Origin of the sequence: Saccharibacillus sp. O23, assembly GCF_002205895.1 — a bacterium.
In the GTDB taxonomy this organism is placed as follows: Bacteria; Bacillota; Bacilli; order Paenibacillales; family Paenibacillaceae; genus Saccharibacillus.
Map to the genome: position 1 here is coordinate 41,530 of NZ_NJDE01000005.1, position 15,328 is coordinate 56,857.

Annotated in this window: 19 protein-coding genes and 1 riboswitch; of the genes, 15 read left to right on the top strand and 4 right to left on the bottom strand. The window is 50.4% G+C overall.

Features of this window, described 5'->3' with window-relative positions; all coding sequences use genetic code 11:
• Positions 1-21: 21 nt before the first annotated feature.
• On the bottom strand, positions 22-1,065 hold the full coding sequence (locus CDO73_RS07700) for an ABC transporter substrate-binding protein (protein ID WP_088487941.1): 1,044 nt from the start codon (positions 1,063-1,065) through the stop codon (positions 22-24).
• A 216-nt stretch (positions 1,066-1,281) separates the two neighbouring features.
• A riboswitch (TPP riboswitch) is annotated at positions 1,282-1,395 on the bottom strand.
• A 188-nt stretch (positions 1,396-1,583) separates the two neighbouring features.
• Between CDO73_RS07700 and CDO73_RS07705 the strand changes: the two genes are divergently transcribed.
• From CDO73_RS07705 to CDO73_RS07775, 15 genes are all read left to right on the top strand, one after another.
• On the top strand, positions 1,584-2,000 hold the full coding sequence (locus tag CDO73_RS07705) for a pyridoxamine 5'-phosphate oxidase family protein (protein ID WP_088487942.1): 417 nt from the start codon (positions 1,584-1,586) through the stop codon (positions 1,998-2,000).
• 298 nt (positions 2,001-2,298) lie between these two features.
• Positions 2,299-3,339, top strand: coding sequence for an EAL domain-containing protein (locus tag CDO73_RS07710; RefSeq protein ID WP_088487943.1), 1,041 nt, complete (start codon positions 2,299-2,301; stop codon positions 3,337-3,339).
• A 258-nt stretch (positions 3,340-3,597) separates the two neighbouring features.
• Complete coding sequence (locus CDO73_RS07715) at positions 3,598-4,410, top strand: undecaprenyl-diphosphate phosphatase (RefSeq protein ID WP_088487944.1); 813 nt, start codon at positions 3,598-3,600, stop codon at positions 4,408-4,410.
• Positions 4,411-4,497: 87 nt separating this feature from the next.
• Positions 4,498-5,064, top strand: a complete 567-nt coding sequence (locus tag CDO73_RS07720) for an RHS repeat-associated core domain-containing protein (protein ID WP_088487945.1) — start codon at positions 4,498-4,500, stop codon at positions 5,062-5,064.
• Positions 5,065-5,085: 21 nt separating this feature from the next.
• Positions 5,086-5,748 carry an HINT domain-containing protein gene (locus tag CDO73_RS07725; RefSeq protein WP_256972605.1) on the top strand — a complete coding sequence of 221 codons (663 nt, stop codon included), beginning with the start codon at positions 5,086-5,088 and terminating at the stop codon, positions 5,746-5,748.
• A gap of 258 nt (positions 5,749-6,006) precedes the next feature.
• Complete coding sequence (locus CDO73_RS07730) at positions 6,007-6,411, top strand: hypothetical protein (protein WP_088487946.1); 405 nt, start codon at positions 6,007-6,009, stop codon at positions 6,409-6,411.
• 442 nt (positions 6,412-6,853) lie between these two features.
• Positions 6,854-7,123 (top strand): hypothetical protein, encoded by a 270-nt coding sequence (locus CDO73_RS07735; RefSeq protein WP_088487947.1) that lies wholly within the window; start codon positions 6,854-6,856, stop codon positions 7,121-7,123.
• A gap of 75 nt (positions 7,124-7,198) precedes the next feature.
• The gene (gene cdiI, locus CDO73_RS07740) at positions 7,199-7,561 is read left to right on the top strand and encodes a ribonuclease toxin immunity protein CdiI (RefSeq protein WP_088487948.1); all 363 of its coding nucleotides are present in this window, start codon (positions 7,199-7,201) and stop codon (positions 7,559-7,561) included.
• 48 nt (positions 7,562-7,609) lie between these two features.
• The gene (locus tag CDO73_RS07745; protein WP_088487949.1) at positions 7,610-7,990 is read left to right on the top strand and encodes a hypothetical protein; all 381 of its coding nucleotides are present in this window, start codon (positions 7,610-7,612) and stop codon (positions 7,988-7,990) included.
• A 44-nt stretch (positions 7,991-8,034) separates the two neighbouring features.
• Positions 8,035-8,262: a hypothetical protein gene (locus CDO73_RS26465; RefSeq protein ID WP_143536094.1), complete on the top strand. Its 228-nt coding sequence runs from the start codon at positions 8,035-8,037 to the stop codon at positions 8,260-8,262.
• A gap of 84 nt (positions 8,263-8,346) precedes the next feature.
• Complete coding sequence (locus CDO73_RS07750; RefSeq protein ID WP_088487950.1) at positions 8,347-8,676, top strand: hypothetical protein; 330 nt, start codon at positions 8,347-8,349, stop codon at positions 8,674-8,676.
• Positions 8,677-8,768: 92 nt separating this feature from the next.
• On the top strand, positions 8,769-9,137 hold the full coding sequence (locus CDO73_RS07755) for a DUF7674 family protein (protein WP_088487951.1): 369 nt from the start codon (positions 8,769-8,771) through the stop codon (positions 9,135-9,137).
• Between the two features lie 529 nt (positions 9,138-9,666).
• The gene (locus CDO73_RS07765) at positions 9,667-10,041 is read left to right on the top strand and encodes a hypothetical protein (RefSeq protein ID WP_143536095.1); all 375 of its coding nucleotides are present in this window, start codon (positions 9,667-9,669) and stop codon (positions 10,039-10,041) included.
• Positions 10,042-10,077: 36 nt separating this feature from the next.
• Positions 10,078-10,869: a DUF3349 domain-containing protein gene (locus tag CDO73_RS07770; protein ID WP_088487954.1), complete on the top strand. Its 792-nt coding sequence runs from the start codon at positions 10,078-10,080 to the stop codon at positions 10,867-10,869.
• A gap of 36 nt (positions 10,870-10,905) precedes the next feature.
• On the top strand, positions 10,906-11,400 hold the full coding sequence (locus CDO73_RS07775; RefSeq protein ID WP_088487955.1) for a glycosyl-4,4'-diaponeurosporenoate acyltransferase CrtO family protein: 495 nt from the start codon (positions 10,906-10,908) through the stop codon (positions 11,398-11,400).
• Between the two features lie 181 nt (positions 11,401-11,581).
• On the opposite strand, the gene nspC is transcribed toward CDO73_RS07775, so the two are convergent.
• The 3 genes from nspC to CDO73_RS07790 all read right to left on the bottom strand — a co-directional run bounded on the left by nspC (position 11,582) and on the right by CDO73_RS07790 (position 15,211).
• On the bottom strand, positions 11,582-12,724 hold the full coding sequence (gene nspC, locus CDO73_RS07780) for a carboxynorspermidine decarboxylase (protein ID WP_088487956.1): 1,143 nt from the start codon (positions 12,722-12,724) through the stop codon (positions 11,582-11,584).
• A 22-nt stretch (positions 12,725-12,746) separates the two neighbouring features.
• Positions 12,747-13,946 (bottom strand): saccharopine dehydrogenase family protein, encoded by a 1,200-nt coding sequence (locus CDO73_RS07785; protein ID WP_088487957.1) that lies wholly within the window; start codon positions 13,944-13,946, stop codon positions 12,747-12,749.
• A gap of 389 nt (positions 13,947-14,335) precedes the next feature.
• The gene (locus tag CDO73_RS07790) at positions 14,336-15,211 is read right to left on the bottom strand and encodes an AraC family transcriptional regulator (protein WP_088487958.1); all 876 of its coding nucleotides are present in this window, start codon (positions 15,209-15,211) and stop codon (positions 14,336-14,338) included.
• Positions 15,212-15,328: the final 117 nt, after the last annotated feature.

The following is a 15,328-nucleotide window of genomic DNA, read 5'->3' on the forward strand; positions in this document are numbered from 1 at the left end:
CGGATCAGAATAAGATGGATGTTACTTAGAGCCGGCGGCCGGCAGATAATCGTTGGTAAAAGCTTTCGTATAATCGAAGTCGCCTTCAAGCAGTTTCTGCGAACTCATCCAGTCGCCGTATTTCTGCCAGACTTCGGGCTTCTGCCAACCCCACTGCTTCGCGTCGTCTTGGTATTTCGGGCTGAGCCATTCTTGGCTGGCTTTGACGAGCTCCGGATCGAGATCCGGGACGGCTTTGATCAGGATGTCGGCGGCTTCGGTCGGATGATCGATCGCGTATTGATACCCTTCCGCCGTCGCTTTCATGAACGCTTTGACCAATTCCGGATCGTCTTTGATCTGCTTTTCGTTCGTGACCAGCACCGGCGTGTAATAGTCGAGGCTGTCGGAGAAATCTTTGACGTACAGCATATCGATCGGTTCGCCGCGAAGTTTCGCTTCGATGCCCGTCCAGGCGTAGAAGATCCAAGCGAAGTCGATATCGCGTTTGACCGCGGTGAAGAAATCGGCGTCGCCCATATTGATGTTCTGCACTTTGGTCACGTCCGCGCCTTCCTTATCCATGATCGACTTCATGACGGCGGCTTCGACCGGAGAACCCCAACCGCCGTAGCGTTTGCCTTCGAAGTCTTTCGGCGATTTGATGCCCCGGTCCTGCGGAGCGGCGAAGCCGGACGTGTTATGTTGGATGACCGCCGCGATCGAAACGAGCGGAACGCCCTGCGTCCGCGCCTGCGTCACGCTCTCCTGATAGCTCACGCCGAACGGCACTTCGCCGGAAGCGACCATCTGGTCCGCGCCGCCCGCGCCCGGCTGAAGAATCTTGACGTTGAGGCCTTCCTGCTTGTAGAAGCCTTGATCCACCGCGGCGTACAGACCGGTATGGTTGGTGTTCGGCGTCCAATCCAGCACGACGCTGACGTCGCGCAGTTCTGCGGCCGCGCCGCTGCCGGTCTCGGTCGTCTTCGCCGGTTCGCCGGTCGAAGCGGACGTGCCGCCGCCCGCGCCGCCGGAGCAGGCGGTCAGCGCCAGCATCAGCGCCGCGATCGGAGCCAGCCGCTTCATGGTCTTGCGAGTTCTCTGTCTGTTTCCCCTTAAGCCCTTCATTGTGCGCATTCTCCTTCTGCGTTGCCGTATTGCCCGATGCTTCATGGTTCGGGTGCCCGTCGGAAACGCCAAAAAAGCGTCCCGGAATCCGGGACGCGTCACGTCGATATCGGCTGCGGATGTCCGTCTTCGGCCCGTCGACGCGCATTGTGCGAATCGAATGGACAGATGGACAAGCTCCGCTTATCACGTTCCTACGCTGGCATTACCCAGATCAGGTATAAGGGTCAGTATCTGCTTGGGATACAATCTCAGCCGGCCTTGCTTCCGGCACCCCCCGGGGGTATGAATTTGTCGGGTTGCTTCGGAGTCATTATAGCCTTTAACGAACGCGCTGTCCAGCAGACGAGGTTAGTTCAAGGAAGTCGATTCGCTTTCTTCAATTCGGGTACTTACTATATGTACACTATTTCAGCGCACGATCGCGCGACGCGGCGGCTGCCGTCATCCGCATCTTCCGAGGAGGCTTAACAGACATGGATCAACAAGCATTGGAAAGCAAAATCACCGAAACACTCGAGAAAAATCGCTTCGGCTCTTTCGCCACGGTAGAAGACGGACGGCCGAAGGTTCGTTACATGACGGTATTCAATGAAGGCATGACCATCTATCTGGTGACGAGTTCCAAGACCCACAAAGTCGAAGAACTGGAGAAAAATCCGAACGTCGCGCTGCTGCTCGGGTTCGAGCAAGGCGGTACGCAGGACGAAGTGCAGATCGAAGGCACGGCGGAAGTGACCCGCGACGAAGAACTGCGCAAAAAATTGTGGCACGACACGTTCGAGCAGTGGCTCGAAGGTCCGGACGATCCGAACTACGTCGTGCTGAAGATTACGCCGGCGCGTGCCGAATATGCCAAGAACAAACACGAAGTGGAAGTCTGGGAAGGCTAAATCCAATCGAAACCCGAAGCTCCGATTGACGCATTGGCGTCGGTCGGAGCTTTTTTGCGTTTCGAATTTTTTGTCAATTCAGATGAAGAATAAGTGAAAGATGCTAAAAATTTTAGAAGAAAACTTAAAAATAAGTCGAAAGAACCCGATTCTGAAGAGAGAGACCGGGGTAATAAGAGAAGATTATGCTGCTTGCTATCTGGGTTGTAAGAACTATACGTTTTATTTTTTTATTTAAAGCGATTTATCGCCGGTAGTCGGAATCATGGTTAATCATAAGTTCGAGGAGGCCCCTCCCATGGAGCATATATGCAGCAGCTGTCAGCCCGTAAGACCGATCGAGGATTGGGGCATCGTCTACCTGCGGCCCGTAGGCAAGATGTTGGCCCGTCTGATCGAAGAACAAAGTTGGCAGGTCGGCCGGGAAGGTTGCGAGACCGACGCGCTCTATCTGAATTATTCGAGCAAGGAACAATTTCTGGAGATGGCGGAATGGCTCAACAGCCTGCCGGTCGAATGGACCGAGCCTCTTCAAGTGAAAGTCTGCGGCGAAAACGATTCTCCCGCGCTGACGCAATGGCTGCCGTTCTCGCAGCTTGCGGCGCGTTTTCAGAATATGGATATGGTCAGCATCATCACGCAGGAGAAATTTACGAGCTTCTTGCAGCCGATCGTCGATCACCGGGAAGAAGTGGTCGCGTACGAATTCCTGCTTCGCGCCGCTCCCGGAGAGAAGCCGTTTAATCCGTTCGAGCTGTTCGAAGTCGCGCGGCGTACGGGCATGCATTCGTTTCTCGACCGGGCGGCGCGGATCTCGGCGATTCGCCGGAGCGCGGAACTGCTGCCCAAAGGCATGAAGCGGTTTATCAATTTCCTGCCGTCGTCCATTTACAATCCCGATTACTGCCTGAAGCATACGTTCGCGGCGATTCAGCGTTACGACCTCGATCCGCACGATTTCGTATTCGAAGTCGTGGAGACCGAGCGCATCATCGATATGCCGCATCTTCAGCGCATATTCAACGTCTACCGTTCGCGCGGCGTATTGGTGGCGCTCGACGACGTGGGTTCCGGGTATTCGACGCCGGACGTGCTGGATCAGCTTCGGCCGGACTTCGTGAAGATCGACCGCAGCCTGATCGATTTCTGCGACCGGTCGCCCGAGCAGCAGCGGCGGATCGAAGAGATCGTGCGGATCTCGGAGAGCTTCGGCGGCAAAGTGCTGGCGGAAGGCATCGAGCGGCGCGAAGAATACGAATTCTGCCGCAGCCGCGGCATCTCGCTGGCGCAAGGTTATCTGTTCGGCCGTCCGGCCGCGGAACCGCTGGCGATCGTGTAGAGCCGAGCGCCCGCAGGCGAACGGCAATAGGTCCCGATATCGATCGGCGGCAGAGCGGTACGCAAGCCTCTAAGAGCGCTGCTCGTTCGCGTTGCAAAAGCAGTTTCGTCTCCGGACGAGCTGCTTTTTTTGCGTTCGCTTTTTCGATAAATTTCACATCTATACGCCTGCATGGTAAATTAAGAAGATGCGTTTAGGGCTTTTTCTTGCTTACATATTAAGTCTTGAAGCAAAAAACAGAAGGAAAGAGGGAGAGAGATGGAAGAAACCTGGCTGTGGCTCAAGTATCTGATTCTGGGCATCGTACAGGGCGCCACCGAACCGATCCCGGTCTCGTCCAGCGGCCATCTGATCGTCGCCCAGCGCCTGCTCGGCGTGGAACAGACGGGGCTGACATTCGAAATTCTGACCAATACGGCGTCGCTGATCGCGATCATGTTCATCTATCGGCATGATATTTGGCGTCTGATCGCGGGGAGCTGGAAGTATATCCGCACGCGGAACTCGGAATACAAATCGGACTTTATGTTCGTGGTCTACGTGGTGATCGGCACCATTCCGGCGGTCGTCATCGGACTGCTGTTCAAAGACTGGATCGAAGCAACGTTCTCGTCGGTCAAAACGGTCGCCGTCGCGCTGCTGTTCACCGGCGTCGCGCTGTGGCTGATCCGCAACATGCGCGGCCGCAAGCAGGACGGCGATCTGAAAGCCCGCGACGCTTGGATCGTCGGCCTGGCTCAAGCGATCGCGCTGATTCCGGGCGTCAGCCGCTCCGGTTCGACGGTCATCGCGTCGATCGCGACCGGCATGAAGCAGGATACCGCGCTGCGCTTCTCGTTCATGCTGTATATCCCGATCAGCTTGGGCGCAATCGTGCTCGGCCTGCCGGACATCATGGAAGCTTCCGAAGCGCCGGGCATGTTCGGCCCTTACGTACTCGCGTTCTTCGCGACGCTGATCGTCACCTACTTCGCGATGCGCTGGTTCATGGGCATCATGGCGAAAGGGAATTTGAAATATTTCTCGTATTACTGCTTCGTGGTGGGGATTTTGTTGTTGATTTTCTTGTGAACGTAAATAACGAAAAGCGGACTCTTTGGATAAAGGGGTTCGCTTTTTTGTGTTAAGACGAGCTATACGTACAACGCGGACGGCTTCTTGACTTCGGCGACCGACCCTCGCGGCGGCAAGACGGACATGCGCGGCAGCACGACGGCCCTGACGAACGAGCAGGGCCAAGTGACCGATACGTACACGTACGACACGTACGGCGAACGCCTGAGCCATGAAGGAACAAGCACGCAGCCGTTCCAGTACAATGGACGCGACGGGGTGCAAACGGACACGAACGGCTTGTACCAGATGCGAGCCCGCTACTACAACCCGGAGATCAAGCGTTTCGTGAACCGGGATGTCCTGAGCGGCAGCATCGACGGCGGTTTGACGATGAACCGCTATGCGTATGTCAACGGCAATCCAGTGTCGTATATCGATCCGTTCGGTTTGAGCGCGGACGGCGCGACCTGGTGGCAGACCGGCTTGAGCTTCGCCGCGGATGCGACGCCTTTTGTCGGCACGATCAAAGGGATTCAAGAAGTGTTCGGCGGCGTGGATCTGATTACGGGCCAGCGTTTGTCGATCACCGACCGGGTCGCGACAGGAGTCGGAACCGTCGCGAGCGTGATTCCGTTCGGTAAGGTGCTGGGTAAGCAGTTGGCGAAGTAAGGGATTGAAGGCGGGGCTTGGTTGGCGAGGAAGCTGGGTAAAGAAAGCGATTCGCTCGCTTCCCGATTGGCGAAAGGCTGCAATTGCTTTACTGCTGGAACCCAAGTAAAGACAGACCAAGGCGACAAGAATATCGAAGATATTCAAGTCGGCGACAAGGTCCTTTCCCAAGACGACGTGACTGGAGAAGAAGGCTACAAGACGGTCACCGCAACGTTCAACCACATGGCCGACGAGATCTATACGATTCATGTCGGCGATCAGGAGATCGAATCGACATATAACCATCCGTTCTGGGTAGAAGGAAAAGGATGGACGTATGTCAAAGACCTTAAGGTCGGCGATTGGCTGGAGCAAGCGGACGGAACGAAGCGGAAGATCGAACAAATCGAACACGAGCAGCGTCAGGCCCGCGTATATAACATGACGGTGGACGAGTTCCATACGTATTTCGTAAGTGACCTGGGGATCTGGGTGCATAATACGAGTAATGAGGCTTGCGGTATAGGTAGTTTGCTTGAACAAATAGGTAAGGGCGAAGTGAGATTTTCGGACATAGGGGTTAATGAACAACTAGCTATAGCAAAACATTATTCTCAACGTGCACCAATTGGGATTCCGGAAAATGTAAATGTGAAAGCCAAATCAATGGATAATGGCTACGAACAAATAACTTACACGTGAAATGATGGGACTTACAAGTATGAAGTCAGATGGCATACCAGAACTTCAGGTGCTCCGGCGGATCAAGGGAACACTTGGGTTATTCGAAGAACTATTCCAGGAAGTGGAGCAAACAGAACTCAATCATTCTTCAAAATTGGAACAAATGAATGGGTAGAAGGTTATAAATGGTATAACGCAATTGCTGCAAGGAAAGCAGGAAATGCTACTACAGAACAAATTAGAACTTTAGATGAAGGGCACTGGAAGGAGTAATCGATGGATAAGAAAGAAACCAATAGTATTTATTATTTAGGCTTTGAGGGCTATCCTGAGATTGATTTAATCTCTAAGAACAACATGGATATAAAAACACTTAAGTTGTGGGTGGGCTATTTTGAAACTATACTTGACTTAATGTCTCAGTACGAAGATATTGAGGGTGGTATTTTGTATGAATATTATCTTCATAATGGCTGGTATGAGGAAAGTCCTTGGGAATTAAAAAATCTCGAAAGCGCCATACAGTTATTTAAAGATTTTAATTTGGAACAAATAGATGAAAAAATGCTCCAAGAATCATCTAGTATTGTACCTATATTGCCTAAGGTTGCTTGTGAAATTGCAGATTTTTTAGAACAAGCTCTTAGTAGCAAGAGTGAAGTGTATATATGCTACGATTAATTGATCAGCGAGCAAACGAGGTTATTTCTAAAGGAGAGCATTCAAGGCATTAAACCCTTTCCCAAAAGATTTAAGCGTTCAACAAGTGTTTTCCTTATTATTAATATAGATCAAGCTTTAATGTCTGAGTAAGCTATTTGACCTTGATTGGCTTTATGCCTTTTGAGATTTTTTTGAGATAAGTACCAATGAAAACTAAGCAGATCGTCAACATACATGCCGTACTGTCTCAGTTGATGATGAAAACCGATGCAGCCCATAAACGTAAGCTTGGTATGTTTACGGCTTGGGCATAGTCGAACGCGAAGTTGCGGACAGGAAACATGGACAGAAACAATGATCTTACTCAGAGAGGCTATTGCCAGCTAGAGAGTTGCAGTTTTTATGATTAAAGGCTTAAAGATGAAACTTACATTCAAAATAGATAAAAGAAGGACTAACCATGAAGAGAATAATGGAAGTTGGAGATGTATTCGAGTCTAAAGAAAATGAAATCATTATAGTCGGGATCGAGCCTGTACTTGACTATTTAAACGAAATTAAAAATAAGGTTCTGCTTCACACCTCCGATGATAAACAGCTTGAACTAGAAGTGAAATCAGTTCGAATTTCTAATTCACCAACTGACAAAAAAATGTTAGGTATATGTCTTGGAGAATCTATCGTTCCTAAGCATATTTTATTAGGAGCGACTGTATACGTTCTTCCTTAGCAGCAGTAAATAAAGAATCGCGTAGCGACAATAACCATTTATTCTGAGCGCAGGAAGAGGAAGGAGCTCAAGCTATTGATTGACTCCAAGCGTGAAGCCGAACTTATCGAGTTATATTATTCCAACTTAAACGATGCTTATTTTTTGGACGCTTTAAAAAGTTACTCTGAAGGAAAAGGATTCGGTATAGGAGATATTTGGTGTGTGTTTGCCGAAGAATTTGAACCTGGGGAAGAGGACTATTTTGGGGAGAAGAAAGTTGCTTATTGTTTTGACTATCCGGCTGTCGCAAAAGATGAAGTTCTGATCGTGGACGACTCTGTATTTTATCGCTATTTACAAGAAGCCAGCATTGAGTTTTTGAAGCGTAACCCTGCTATGGAAATCGTAGTCGAAGAGTGGATAGAAAAGATAAGGAACTGGATTGATTTGAATTAACATGTTTTGGAGTAGTTAAAGGGTAGGGGAGTAGGAGACTGAGCAATTATGGGCAAGTATGTATCAATTAGAGGTTGGTTAGAGTGCGAAGAGCATGACATCGAGAAAATTAAAGATATTAACAGGAAGTTTGTTCAGAGAGAGTTTACGACTAAATTAGATCATGAAAAGCGCGAGTTATATCAAAAGGGATGGGTTTTCCCCGAAAATCAAGTGAATTGGACATCGTATATTTTTTATGGAGCAGATCTAAGAGAGTATGATTTGGACTTTATAAAGGATCAAATTCGCGAGATAGCAGAAATCGAAGGCATAACAGGGCACTTCTTAATTGATGACCATGACAGTGAGAAAAGATTATGTTGGCAAGTATTTAATAGACGATTAGTAGAATCCGAGCAACTAAATATTTGGTTCCATTTGGAGTAGGAGGATTCGGGTCGGTAGCGTTCTTAGCAGAATCCGAATTTAAAATGGGATTGATGAATTTGGATACCTATCGCTTAGGAGATGAACTAAAATGGGCGGTAGGGCATGCCCGTTCTCCGCATCAACGAAGACCGCAGGGCGGCAGCTTGATGGGTGAAGGGTATGTGTGCTGTCCGAATTGTGAAAAGGACTTCTGGATCATCATCAAAATCGAACATGACGTCATTTCTGGTATAAAGGTCCGCGATGAAGCAAAAGGTTACATAGACTAAATTATGCGGTAGATTCGTCTTGATCGGCAGTAGGCCTTTCGAGATTTTTTTATATTCTAGAGATTTAAAGAGAGGTGAGTTAGGTTGGCATACAGCGCAATACGTTATCAAAAGAATACCTGTTACATTCAAGACTCGTTGTTGGGAGAAGTATTGAAATCTATTTTCATCGAAGTTGATAATAAAGTATCGAGCAGCTCGGACAAATATGGTTGGTTGATGCAGGCCCTAAATAGATGGTGGGGCGATTTTGAAGATTTTCCTCCCGGCTTAAAAGACATCGAACTTGATGAATGGCTAGTTGATGCAGAAAAAAGATCAGTTTTTGAAGAGATACTCATTCTTTCGCTTGAGAAGGCGGATGAAAAGATTTTTGCAGAGATTTTAAAGTTCAAAACTGTTTTAACGGCGTGACATAAATTCAAAGTGTTTGGAGATATGAAGATTACCGACTAAATGCACGGATTGGATTTCTAATAAACCTAATAGATAAGGAGTTGTTTATCATGAGTAAAAGCTCGGAAGAATTCTTGAAAAATATGCTAGAGTTCTTTCCGTCGCTGCACGAAGCCTATAAAAAATCAATCTTGGATTACGGTAAGGTATTAGAAACTGTAGTGCTTGAAGACCTTTTTATTCCTCAAATAATCGAGTTGTTAAACGAAGAGGCAGATATCAATCTATTGAAACGTATTTTTGAGTATGTGGAAGAAGTGTTGAATAATGACGATAGTCATTTAAGAAATCTCTTGTCGATTACTCTTCTAGAAAGATTGGGCAATCACAAAGCTGTTCTAGAGACGGCCCAAAAATATATGGGAATCCAAACGGCCCGACTTCAAATTGAAGCTGATCGAGCTTTAGGGAGAATATAAGCAACAACACTATATTTCAATAGAAAAAGGGGAGGAATTCCATGAATCATAAGAAAAATGAAGTCAGTAAGCAAGAAGTACAAAAAATCGCATTTGAGTATATCTCGCAGAATCCAGCTTCTGATTTTATACTAAGTCTTATAAGCATCGCTAAGAGCGACAGACGTTCTCCTTGTTGGTCCGTTGTATTTGAAATACGGAATCGACATGGAGTTGTTGTAGACGGACCTTTAGTGTTAGGGATAGATGAACACGGTGAGATCGTTAGGGTCGGCTAGAATTGCGGCAAATATCAGTCCGTAAATTTATAGATAAGGAGATGCAGCATGTATATTTTCATTTACATCCGTAATGGCCTAGCAACGCCAAAAGATGAAATCGAAGATGCGCTGGATGACATGCTGCGGGATCGGAGGAATAAGGAACCCAGATGCGAGGAAACTTAAATCAGCTCATTGACCAAGTCAGAACAGCATTGCTAAAATCGCCGGAGCGTATCATAATCGGAAAAATAGAGGATGCCGCCGTATTGGACGAACACGCGACAATAAATGTAGGCGATTACCGAGAAATGCTGGATTTATTCGACGGAGCACGCTGCGGTGCGATCGACCTGTGGTCTTACGCCGATCTTCCGCAGCATCAGTTTCGCGTTTCCGACGTGGAGGGAGGGCCGAATGCTTGGATCGAGATCGGGCAAGTGCTCTACGAGCCGCTGCTGCTTAATCGCGAGAACGGTTCGATCTATCTGCTGAATACCGATCGAGATGACTTATGTCTTTTGGCGAGCAACTTGCAATCCTTTTTGAAAAATGACATCTTCGGCTCGGGTTATGCGAAACTTGTTCCTGATCACGAGCATGACGGTTGGTATCTTTTTTTGCATGAAATGGGACTTGTATAGTTTGATTCTCACGGAAGCAAGGAGGATAAATTTTCAATGACGAATCCCGAAAGAAACAACCGCCCCGCTGCTGCTCATGTTCCGCAGGAAGCTCGTTATCCAAGATGCTACGCCGTGAAAATAGAGCGGGCTCCGGAAAAGTCGGTGGCCCAACACGTGATGGCTCTCAAAAGATTGCATCCTCCTTTAACGAAACTCACAAATGCCGAGCTGCTGGATCGATTCGAAAATTCGGATGAATGGATATTCGAAGGTCTATTGAAGAACGAAGCCGAAGCCTTAGTCCGAAGAGTCGAAGAAAAAGGGTTCAGGGCTTCGCTATCGAATTTTGACGACAGCCGGCTTCCGTATGCTTTGCGCGGAATCTATCGGATGCTGGGAAAGGCCTATCCGTTCGGCATCCCGGAATCCGAATATGCTGCCGTAATCCTCGTGTTATATAAGCAGTTGTCGGATCGCAATCTCGCCGAAATCTTATCCCTGCATACCGGCACAGAAGCGGCTTCGGTGTTAAACGATATTTACAAGTCCGCAACGATATCCCGGCCGAGCGATGAATTATTTTATTCGGTTAGAGAAAAGCTGGAAGCTCAAGGGCTCGACAGGCTAACGGAAGAGGCGGATCTTAGCGAGTTCGAAGAGATGTGGACGACCGATAAACACCAATATGCGTTATATGAAATAGAATCGAATCGCTATGCGATCATGAGGATGGAGACTCCGGCCATGGTACTGATCGAAGAAGAGCATATTGCAGAGCAGGTCATTCAACGGATGCTCGACCATGGCTGCACGATTTTGGATAAAAATTGGATGGAGTGGGATTAAGGTTTTATCGCTTTTCTCAAACAAGGACGGTGAAAAATGGACAGCGGATTTATCATAAAGATGATCGCGATCAACACGGTATTTTGGCTGGTCTGCTGTCTGGGGACGGCGCATGCGGTTCGATTCCTGCCGAAGGCTTGGTATGCCCGAAGCGACGGGTTCTTCGCGCAGCGTCCTTTCGAGAAAAAATTATACAAAAAAATCCGCATCGAGCGCTGGAAAGACAAGCTTCCGGAAGGCGGAGGATTATGGAACTTTCAGAAGAAAAATCTCCATGAGAAACTCACGCCGGAGTATGCGGACCGATTCATTTTGGAGACGAAATACGGGGAAGTGGGACACTGGTGCATGGCGGTTCTGGGCTTTGCGTGCGTACTCGTCAATCCGAGCGAGTATGCGGGGATGGCGCTCGCCTGCGCACTCGTCAATGTGATCGTACAGATCCCGTTCTGCTTGATTCAGAGGTACAACCGGCCGAGGCTGATTCGTCTGAGATCGCGTTTGGCTTATAAAAACGAGCAAAAAGCGTAATCCTTTGCCGGGGATTGCGTTTTTTTATGTAAAGGGATGAATATCCGGCATTTACTCTAGAATAAACCGCGCATCGATCTCCGGACGATGCCGGCATACCGATAAGAACGCCAAAAAAGCCGATCTGCGGAGTCTATCCGCAGATCGGCTTGCTTGTTTGCGAAGCTTCGGAACGCAACCCTTACGACAACCGCGAACTGTAATCCTCGAATTTGAACTCGCGGATCACTTTGAGGCCTTCCTCGTCGCTGTACGAAGCGATCGAAGGGAGGTTCACGCCGTTGAACATATGGTTCTTGACCATGGTGTAATGCGCCATGTCGCCGAAGACCAGCTTGTCGCCGATCTCGAGCGGGCGGTCGAACGAGTAGTCGCCGATCACGTCGCCGGCGAGGCAGGTCATGCCGCCCAGACGGTACGTGATCGCTTTTTCGCCCGGCATGCCCGCGCCCGCGATGTTCGGACGGTAAGGCATCGCCAGAACGTCCGGCATATGGCATTCCGCCGACGTGTCGAGGATCGCGATGTCCATGCCGTTCTTCATCGTGTCGAGCACGGTCGCCACGAGGTAGCCCGTGTTCAGCGCGATCGCTTCGCCCGGCTCCAAGTAGACTTGCACGTCGTACTTGTCGCGCGCGAATTCGATGCAGCGGATCAGGCGCTCGACGTCGTAGTCGGGACGCGTGATATGGTGACCGCCGCCGAAGTTCAGCCATTTCATGTTTTTGATGACATGGCCGAACTTCTCGTCGACGACCTTCAGCGTGTTCTCCAGCGTATCGGAGTTCTGCTCGCACATCGTGTGGAAATGCAGGCCGTCGATGCCTTCCAGATCGCTCTCGTCGAAGTTCTCCAGCGTGATGCCCATGCGGGAGTACGGCGAGCACGGATCGTAGAGCGGCACTTCGAGCTCCGAATATTCCGGGTTGATGCGCAGGCCCACTTCGATCTTGCGGCCCGGGTAGTTCAAGACTTTGTCTTTGAACTTGCGCCATTGGGCGAACGAGTTGAACACGATGTGGTCCGTGTAGCTCAGCAGTTCGTCGAACTCGCGATCGACGTAAGCCGGCGCGTACACATGCACTTCTTTGCCCATTTTCTCGTAACCGAGACGCGCTTCGAACAGCGAACTGGACGTCACGCCCGCCAGATATTTGCCGACCAGCGGATACTCCGCGAACATGGAGAATCCTTTCTGGGCGAGCAGGATCTTGGCGCCGGTACGCTCCTGCACGGAGCCGAGCAGTTCAAGGTTCTTGGTGAGCAGGCGCTCGTCCACGACGTAACAAGGCGACGGGACGGCGCCGAAATCGATGTCTGTCATGATGGTGATATCCTCCTACGCCTTAGTCCAGCAGGGTCGGCGAGAAGTCCTCTACCCACGGCAGGCCTTGTTTGTTCAGTTCTTCCATGAACGGGTCCGGATCGAACTCTTCCACGTTGTAGACGCCCGGCTTTTTCCAGAGGCCTTTGAGGACCATCATGGCGCCGATCATCGCAGGCACGCCCGTCGTGTACGAGATCGCCTGCGAACCGACTTCGCGGTAGCATTCTTCGTGATCGCATACGTTGTAGACGTAGTACGTTTTCGGCTCGCCGTTTTTGGTGCCTTGGAAAATGCAGCCGATGTTCGTTTTGCCTTTCGTGCGCGGTCCGAGCGATGCCGGGTCCGGCAGAACGGCTTTCAGGAATTGCAGAGGCGCGATCTTCTGGCCTTCGAATTCGATCGGCTCGATCGACGTCATGCCGACGTTTTCGAGCACTTTCAGGTGGTTCAGGTAGTTCTGCGAGAAAGTCATCCAGAAGCGGATCTTTTTCAGGCCCGGCATGTTTTCGGCGAGGGACTCCAGCTCTTCATGGTACAAGAGGTAGATGTCTTTCGGTCCGATCTCCGGCAGGTCGTAGACTTTTTTCTCGGAAAGAGGTTCGGTCTCGATCCATTCGCCGTTCTCCCAGTAGCGGCCTTTCGCCGTGATCTCGCGGATATTGATCTCCGGGTTGAAGTTGGTCGCGAACGGGTAACCGTGGTCGCCCGCGTTGGCGTCGACGATATCGATCTGGTGGATCTCGTCGAAGTAGTGTTTCAGCGCGTAAGCGCTGAATACGCCGGTTACGCCCGGGTCGAAGCCGCTGCCGAGAACCGCCGTCAGGCCGGCTTTCTCGAACTTCTCGCGGTAAGCCCACTGCCATTTATATTCGAATTTCGGATTGTCGAGCGGCTCGTAGTTGGCCGTGTCGAGGTAATGAACGCCCGTTTCGAGGCATGCGTCCATGATCGTCAGGTCCTGATAAGGGAGCGCCACGTTGATTACGATATCCGGCCCGAAACTTTTGATCAGCTCCACGACTTCTTCGGTGCGGTCTGCGTCGACCTGCGCGACCGAAATCTTCGTGCGTCCTCCGTCCAATTTCGTTTTCAACGCTTCACACTTCGACAGCGTACGACTCGCGATACAAATTTCCTCAAATACGTCCGGATTCTGGACACACTTATGCACGACAACGCTAGCTACGCCGCCGGCACCGATAATCAATGCTTTTCCCAAAATCAAGTCCCCCCTTAGTCCGTTTGAAAAGATAGGTTTTACGTTGGTTTTACGCGCTTTTAACATCGTTTTTACATAACGAAATGAACTGCGGTTAAAAAATCAACAAGAAGGATTATACAAACTATTCCGCAAAAACACAAGAAAAACGCGAAAAAAACGGCTTTTTTCGGAATCGGTCTAGGATTTTAATATAGTTTTAACAGAAATCCTCCGTAATCCGTCGTATTCCTCCGTTTTGTCCGCTGAGCAGACCCTTTAATGCCCTTATCGGGGCGCAGCGGGCCCGCAGGAGCCGTGGGGCGTTTTGCTCTCTATTCATTAACCTTCCGAGCGCTTTCGCAATCCCGACTTTGCGATCGAAGCGAACGTCGAAGAAGCGTCCTCCGTCAAGACGGGGAACGCTGCTGGCGGTACTGCCTCGGCGGCAGTCCGGTATGCTTTTTGAACGCTTTGGAAAAAGAAAACAGATCCGGATAACCGACCGAATGGGCGATCTCGGATAGGGAGTAGGCGGTCTGTTCGAGCAGCATCCGGGCTTCGTCGAGCTTGAGCCGCTGCATATGGCTGACCGGCGTATGTCCGTAGCGTTCGTGGAACTTTTTGCTGAAGTAGGTCCGGCCGACGCCCGCGTGGCGCGCCACTTCTTCCACCGTGATGCCGTCGGCGTAATGGATCTCCATATAATCCAGCCCGCGCTGAAGCCACGAGATCTCGCCGGGATCGAGCAGCTCCGGAGCGTGCTCGGATTCGAGCGCGGCGAAGATCCGGTAGAATTCCGACAGTCGGCCGAGATCCGAAGCTTCCGCGACGTCCGAACCGGTTTTTTCCAGAAAAGAAATCATCGCCGCCGCCGCTTCTTCGACGCGCGCGGAAGGCTGATGCGGACGGTTCGGCGTCAAGCCGATGCGCCGCAGCAGCTCCAGCGCCATTTTGCCGTCGAACGCCAGAAAGATCTTGCGCAGCGGCGCTTCGGGATCGGTCCAGTATTCGTGCATCACTTGGGGGAACAAGCAGAACAGATCGCCGGGCGCGAGCGCATGGGTTCGCCCGTTCTGCACGAACGTGCCGCGTCCGTCGAGCACGAGCAGCAGGTAATAATACGCCGTCGTGCGCGGGCCGATATGATAGTTCGGTTTGGCGAGGTTCGACCCCAACCGGATCGGCCAAGCGGGACCGGATTTCTCGTAATCGGACGGGGTGAAAAAGTGAATCCGCAGATGTTCGTGATGATCTTCTTTCATATATTCCGTGTCGATCGACATGATCCGAACTCCTTTCTCGAAGCGCCTTGCCTACAAAATGACAAAAAGAACGGACGGCGAAATGACATTTACTATTCGGCAAACCGTTGTTATCATTCTAACAAAAGTAATCCAACT

Coding starts and splice junctions, on each gene's coding strand:
- CDO73_RS07715 (WP_088487944.1), top strand. CDS start 3,598: ATGGAAGAAACCTGGCTGTGGCTCAAGTATCTGATTCTGGGCATCGTA.
- CDO73_RS07755 (WP_088487951.1), top strand. CDS start 8,769: ATGAGTAAAAGCTCGGAAGAATTCTTGAAAAATATGCTAGAGTTCTTT.
- CDO73_RS07775 (WP_088487955.1), top strand. CDS start 10,906: ATGGACAGCGGATTTATCATAAAGATGATCGCGATCAACACGGTATTT.
- CDO73_RS07735 (WP_088487947.1), top strand. CDS start 6,854: ATGAAGAGAATAATGGAAGTTGGAGATGTATTCGAGTCTAAAGAAAAT.
- CDO73_RS07745 (WP_088487949.1), top strand. CDS start 7,610: ATGGGCAAGTATGTATCAATTAGAGGTTGGTTAGAGTGCGAAGAGCAT.
- CDO73_RS26465 (WP_143536094.1), top strand. CDS start 8,035: ATGGGATTGATGAATTTGGATACCTATCGCTTAGGAGATGAACTAAAA.
- CDO73_RS07730 (WP_088487946.1), top strand. CDS start 6,007: ATGGATAAGAAAGAAACCAATAGTATTTATTATTTAGGCTTTGAGGGC.
- CDO73_RS07790 (WP_088487958.1), bottom strand. CDS start 15,211: ATGTCGATCGACACGGAATATATGAAAGAAGATCATCACGAACATCTG.
- CDO73_RS07705 (WP_088487942.1), top strand. CDS start 1,584: ATGGATCAACAAGCATTGGAAAGCAAAATCACCGAAACACTCGAGAAA.
- CDO73_RS07770 (WP_088487954.1), top strand. CDS start 10,078: ATGACGAATCCCGAAAGAAACAACCGCCCCGCTGCTGCTCATGTTCCG.
- CDO73_RS07710 (WP_088487943.1), top strand. CDS start 2,299: ATGGAGCATATATGCAGCAGCTGTCAGCCCGTAAGACCGATCGAGGAT.
- CDO73_RS07700 (WP_088487941.1), bottom strand. CDS start 1,065: ATGAAGCGGCTGGCTCCGATCGCGGCGCTGATGCTGGCGCTGACCGCC.
- nspC (WP_088487956.1), bottom strand. CDS start 12,724: ATGACAGACATCGATTTCGGCGCCGTCCCGTCGCCTTGTTACGTCGTG.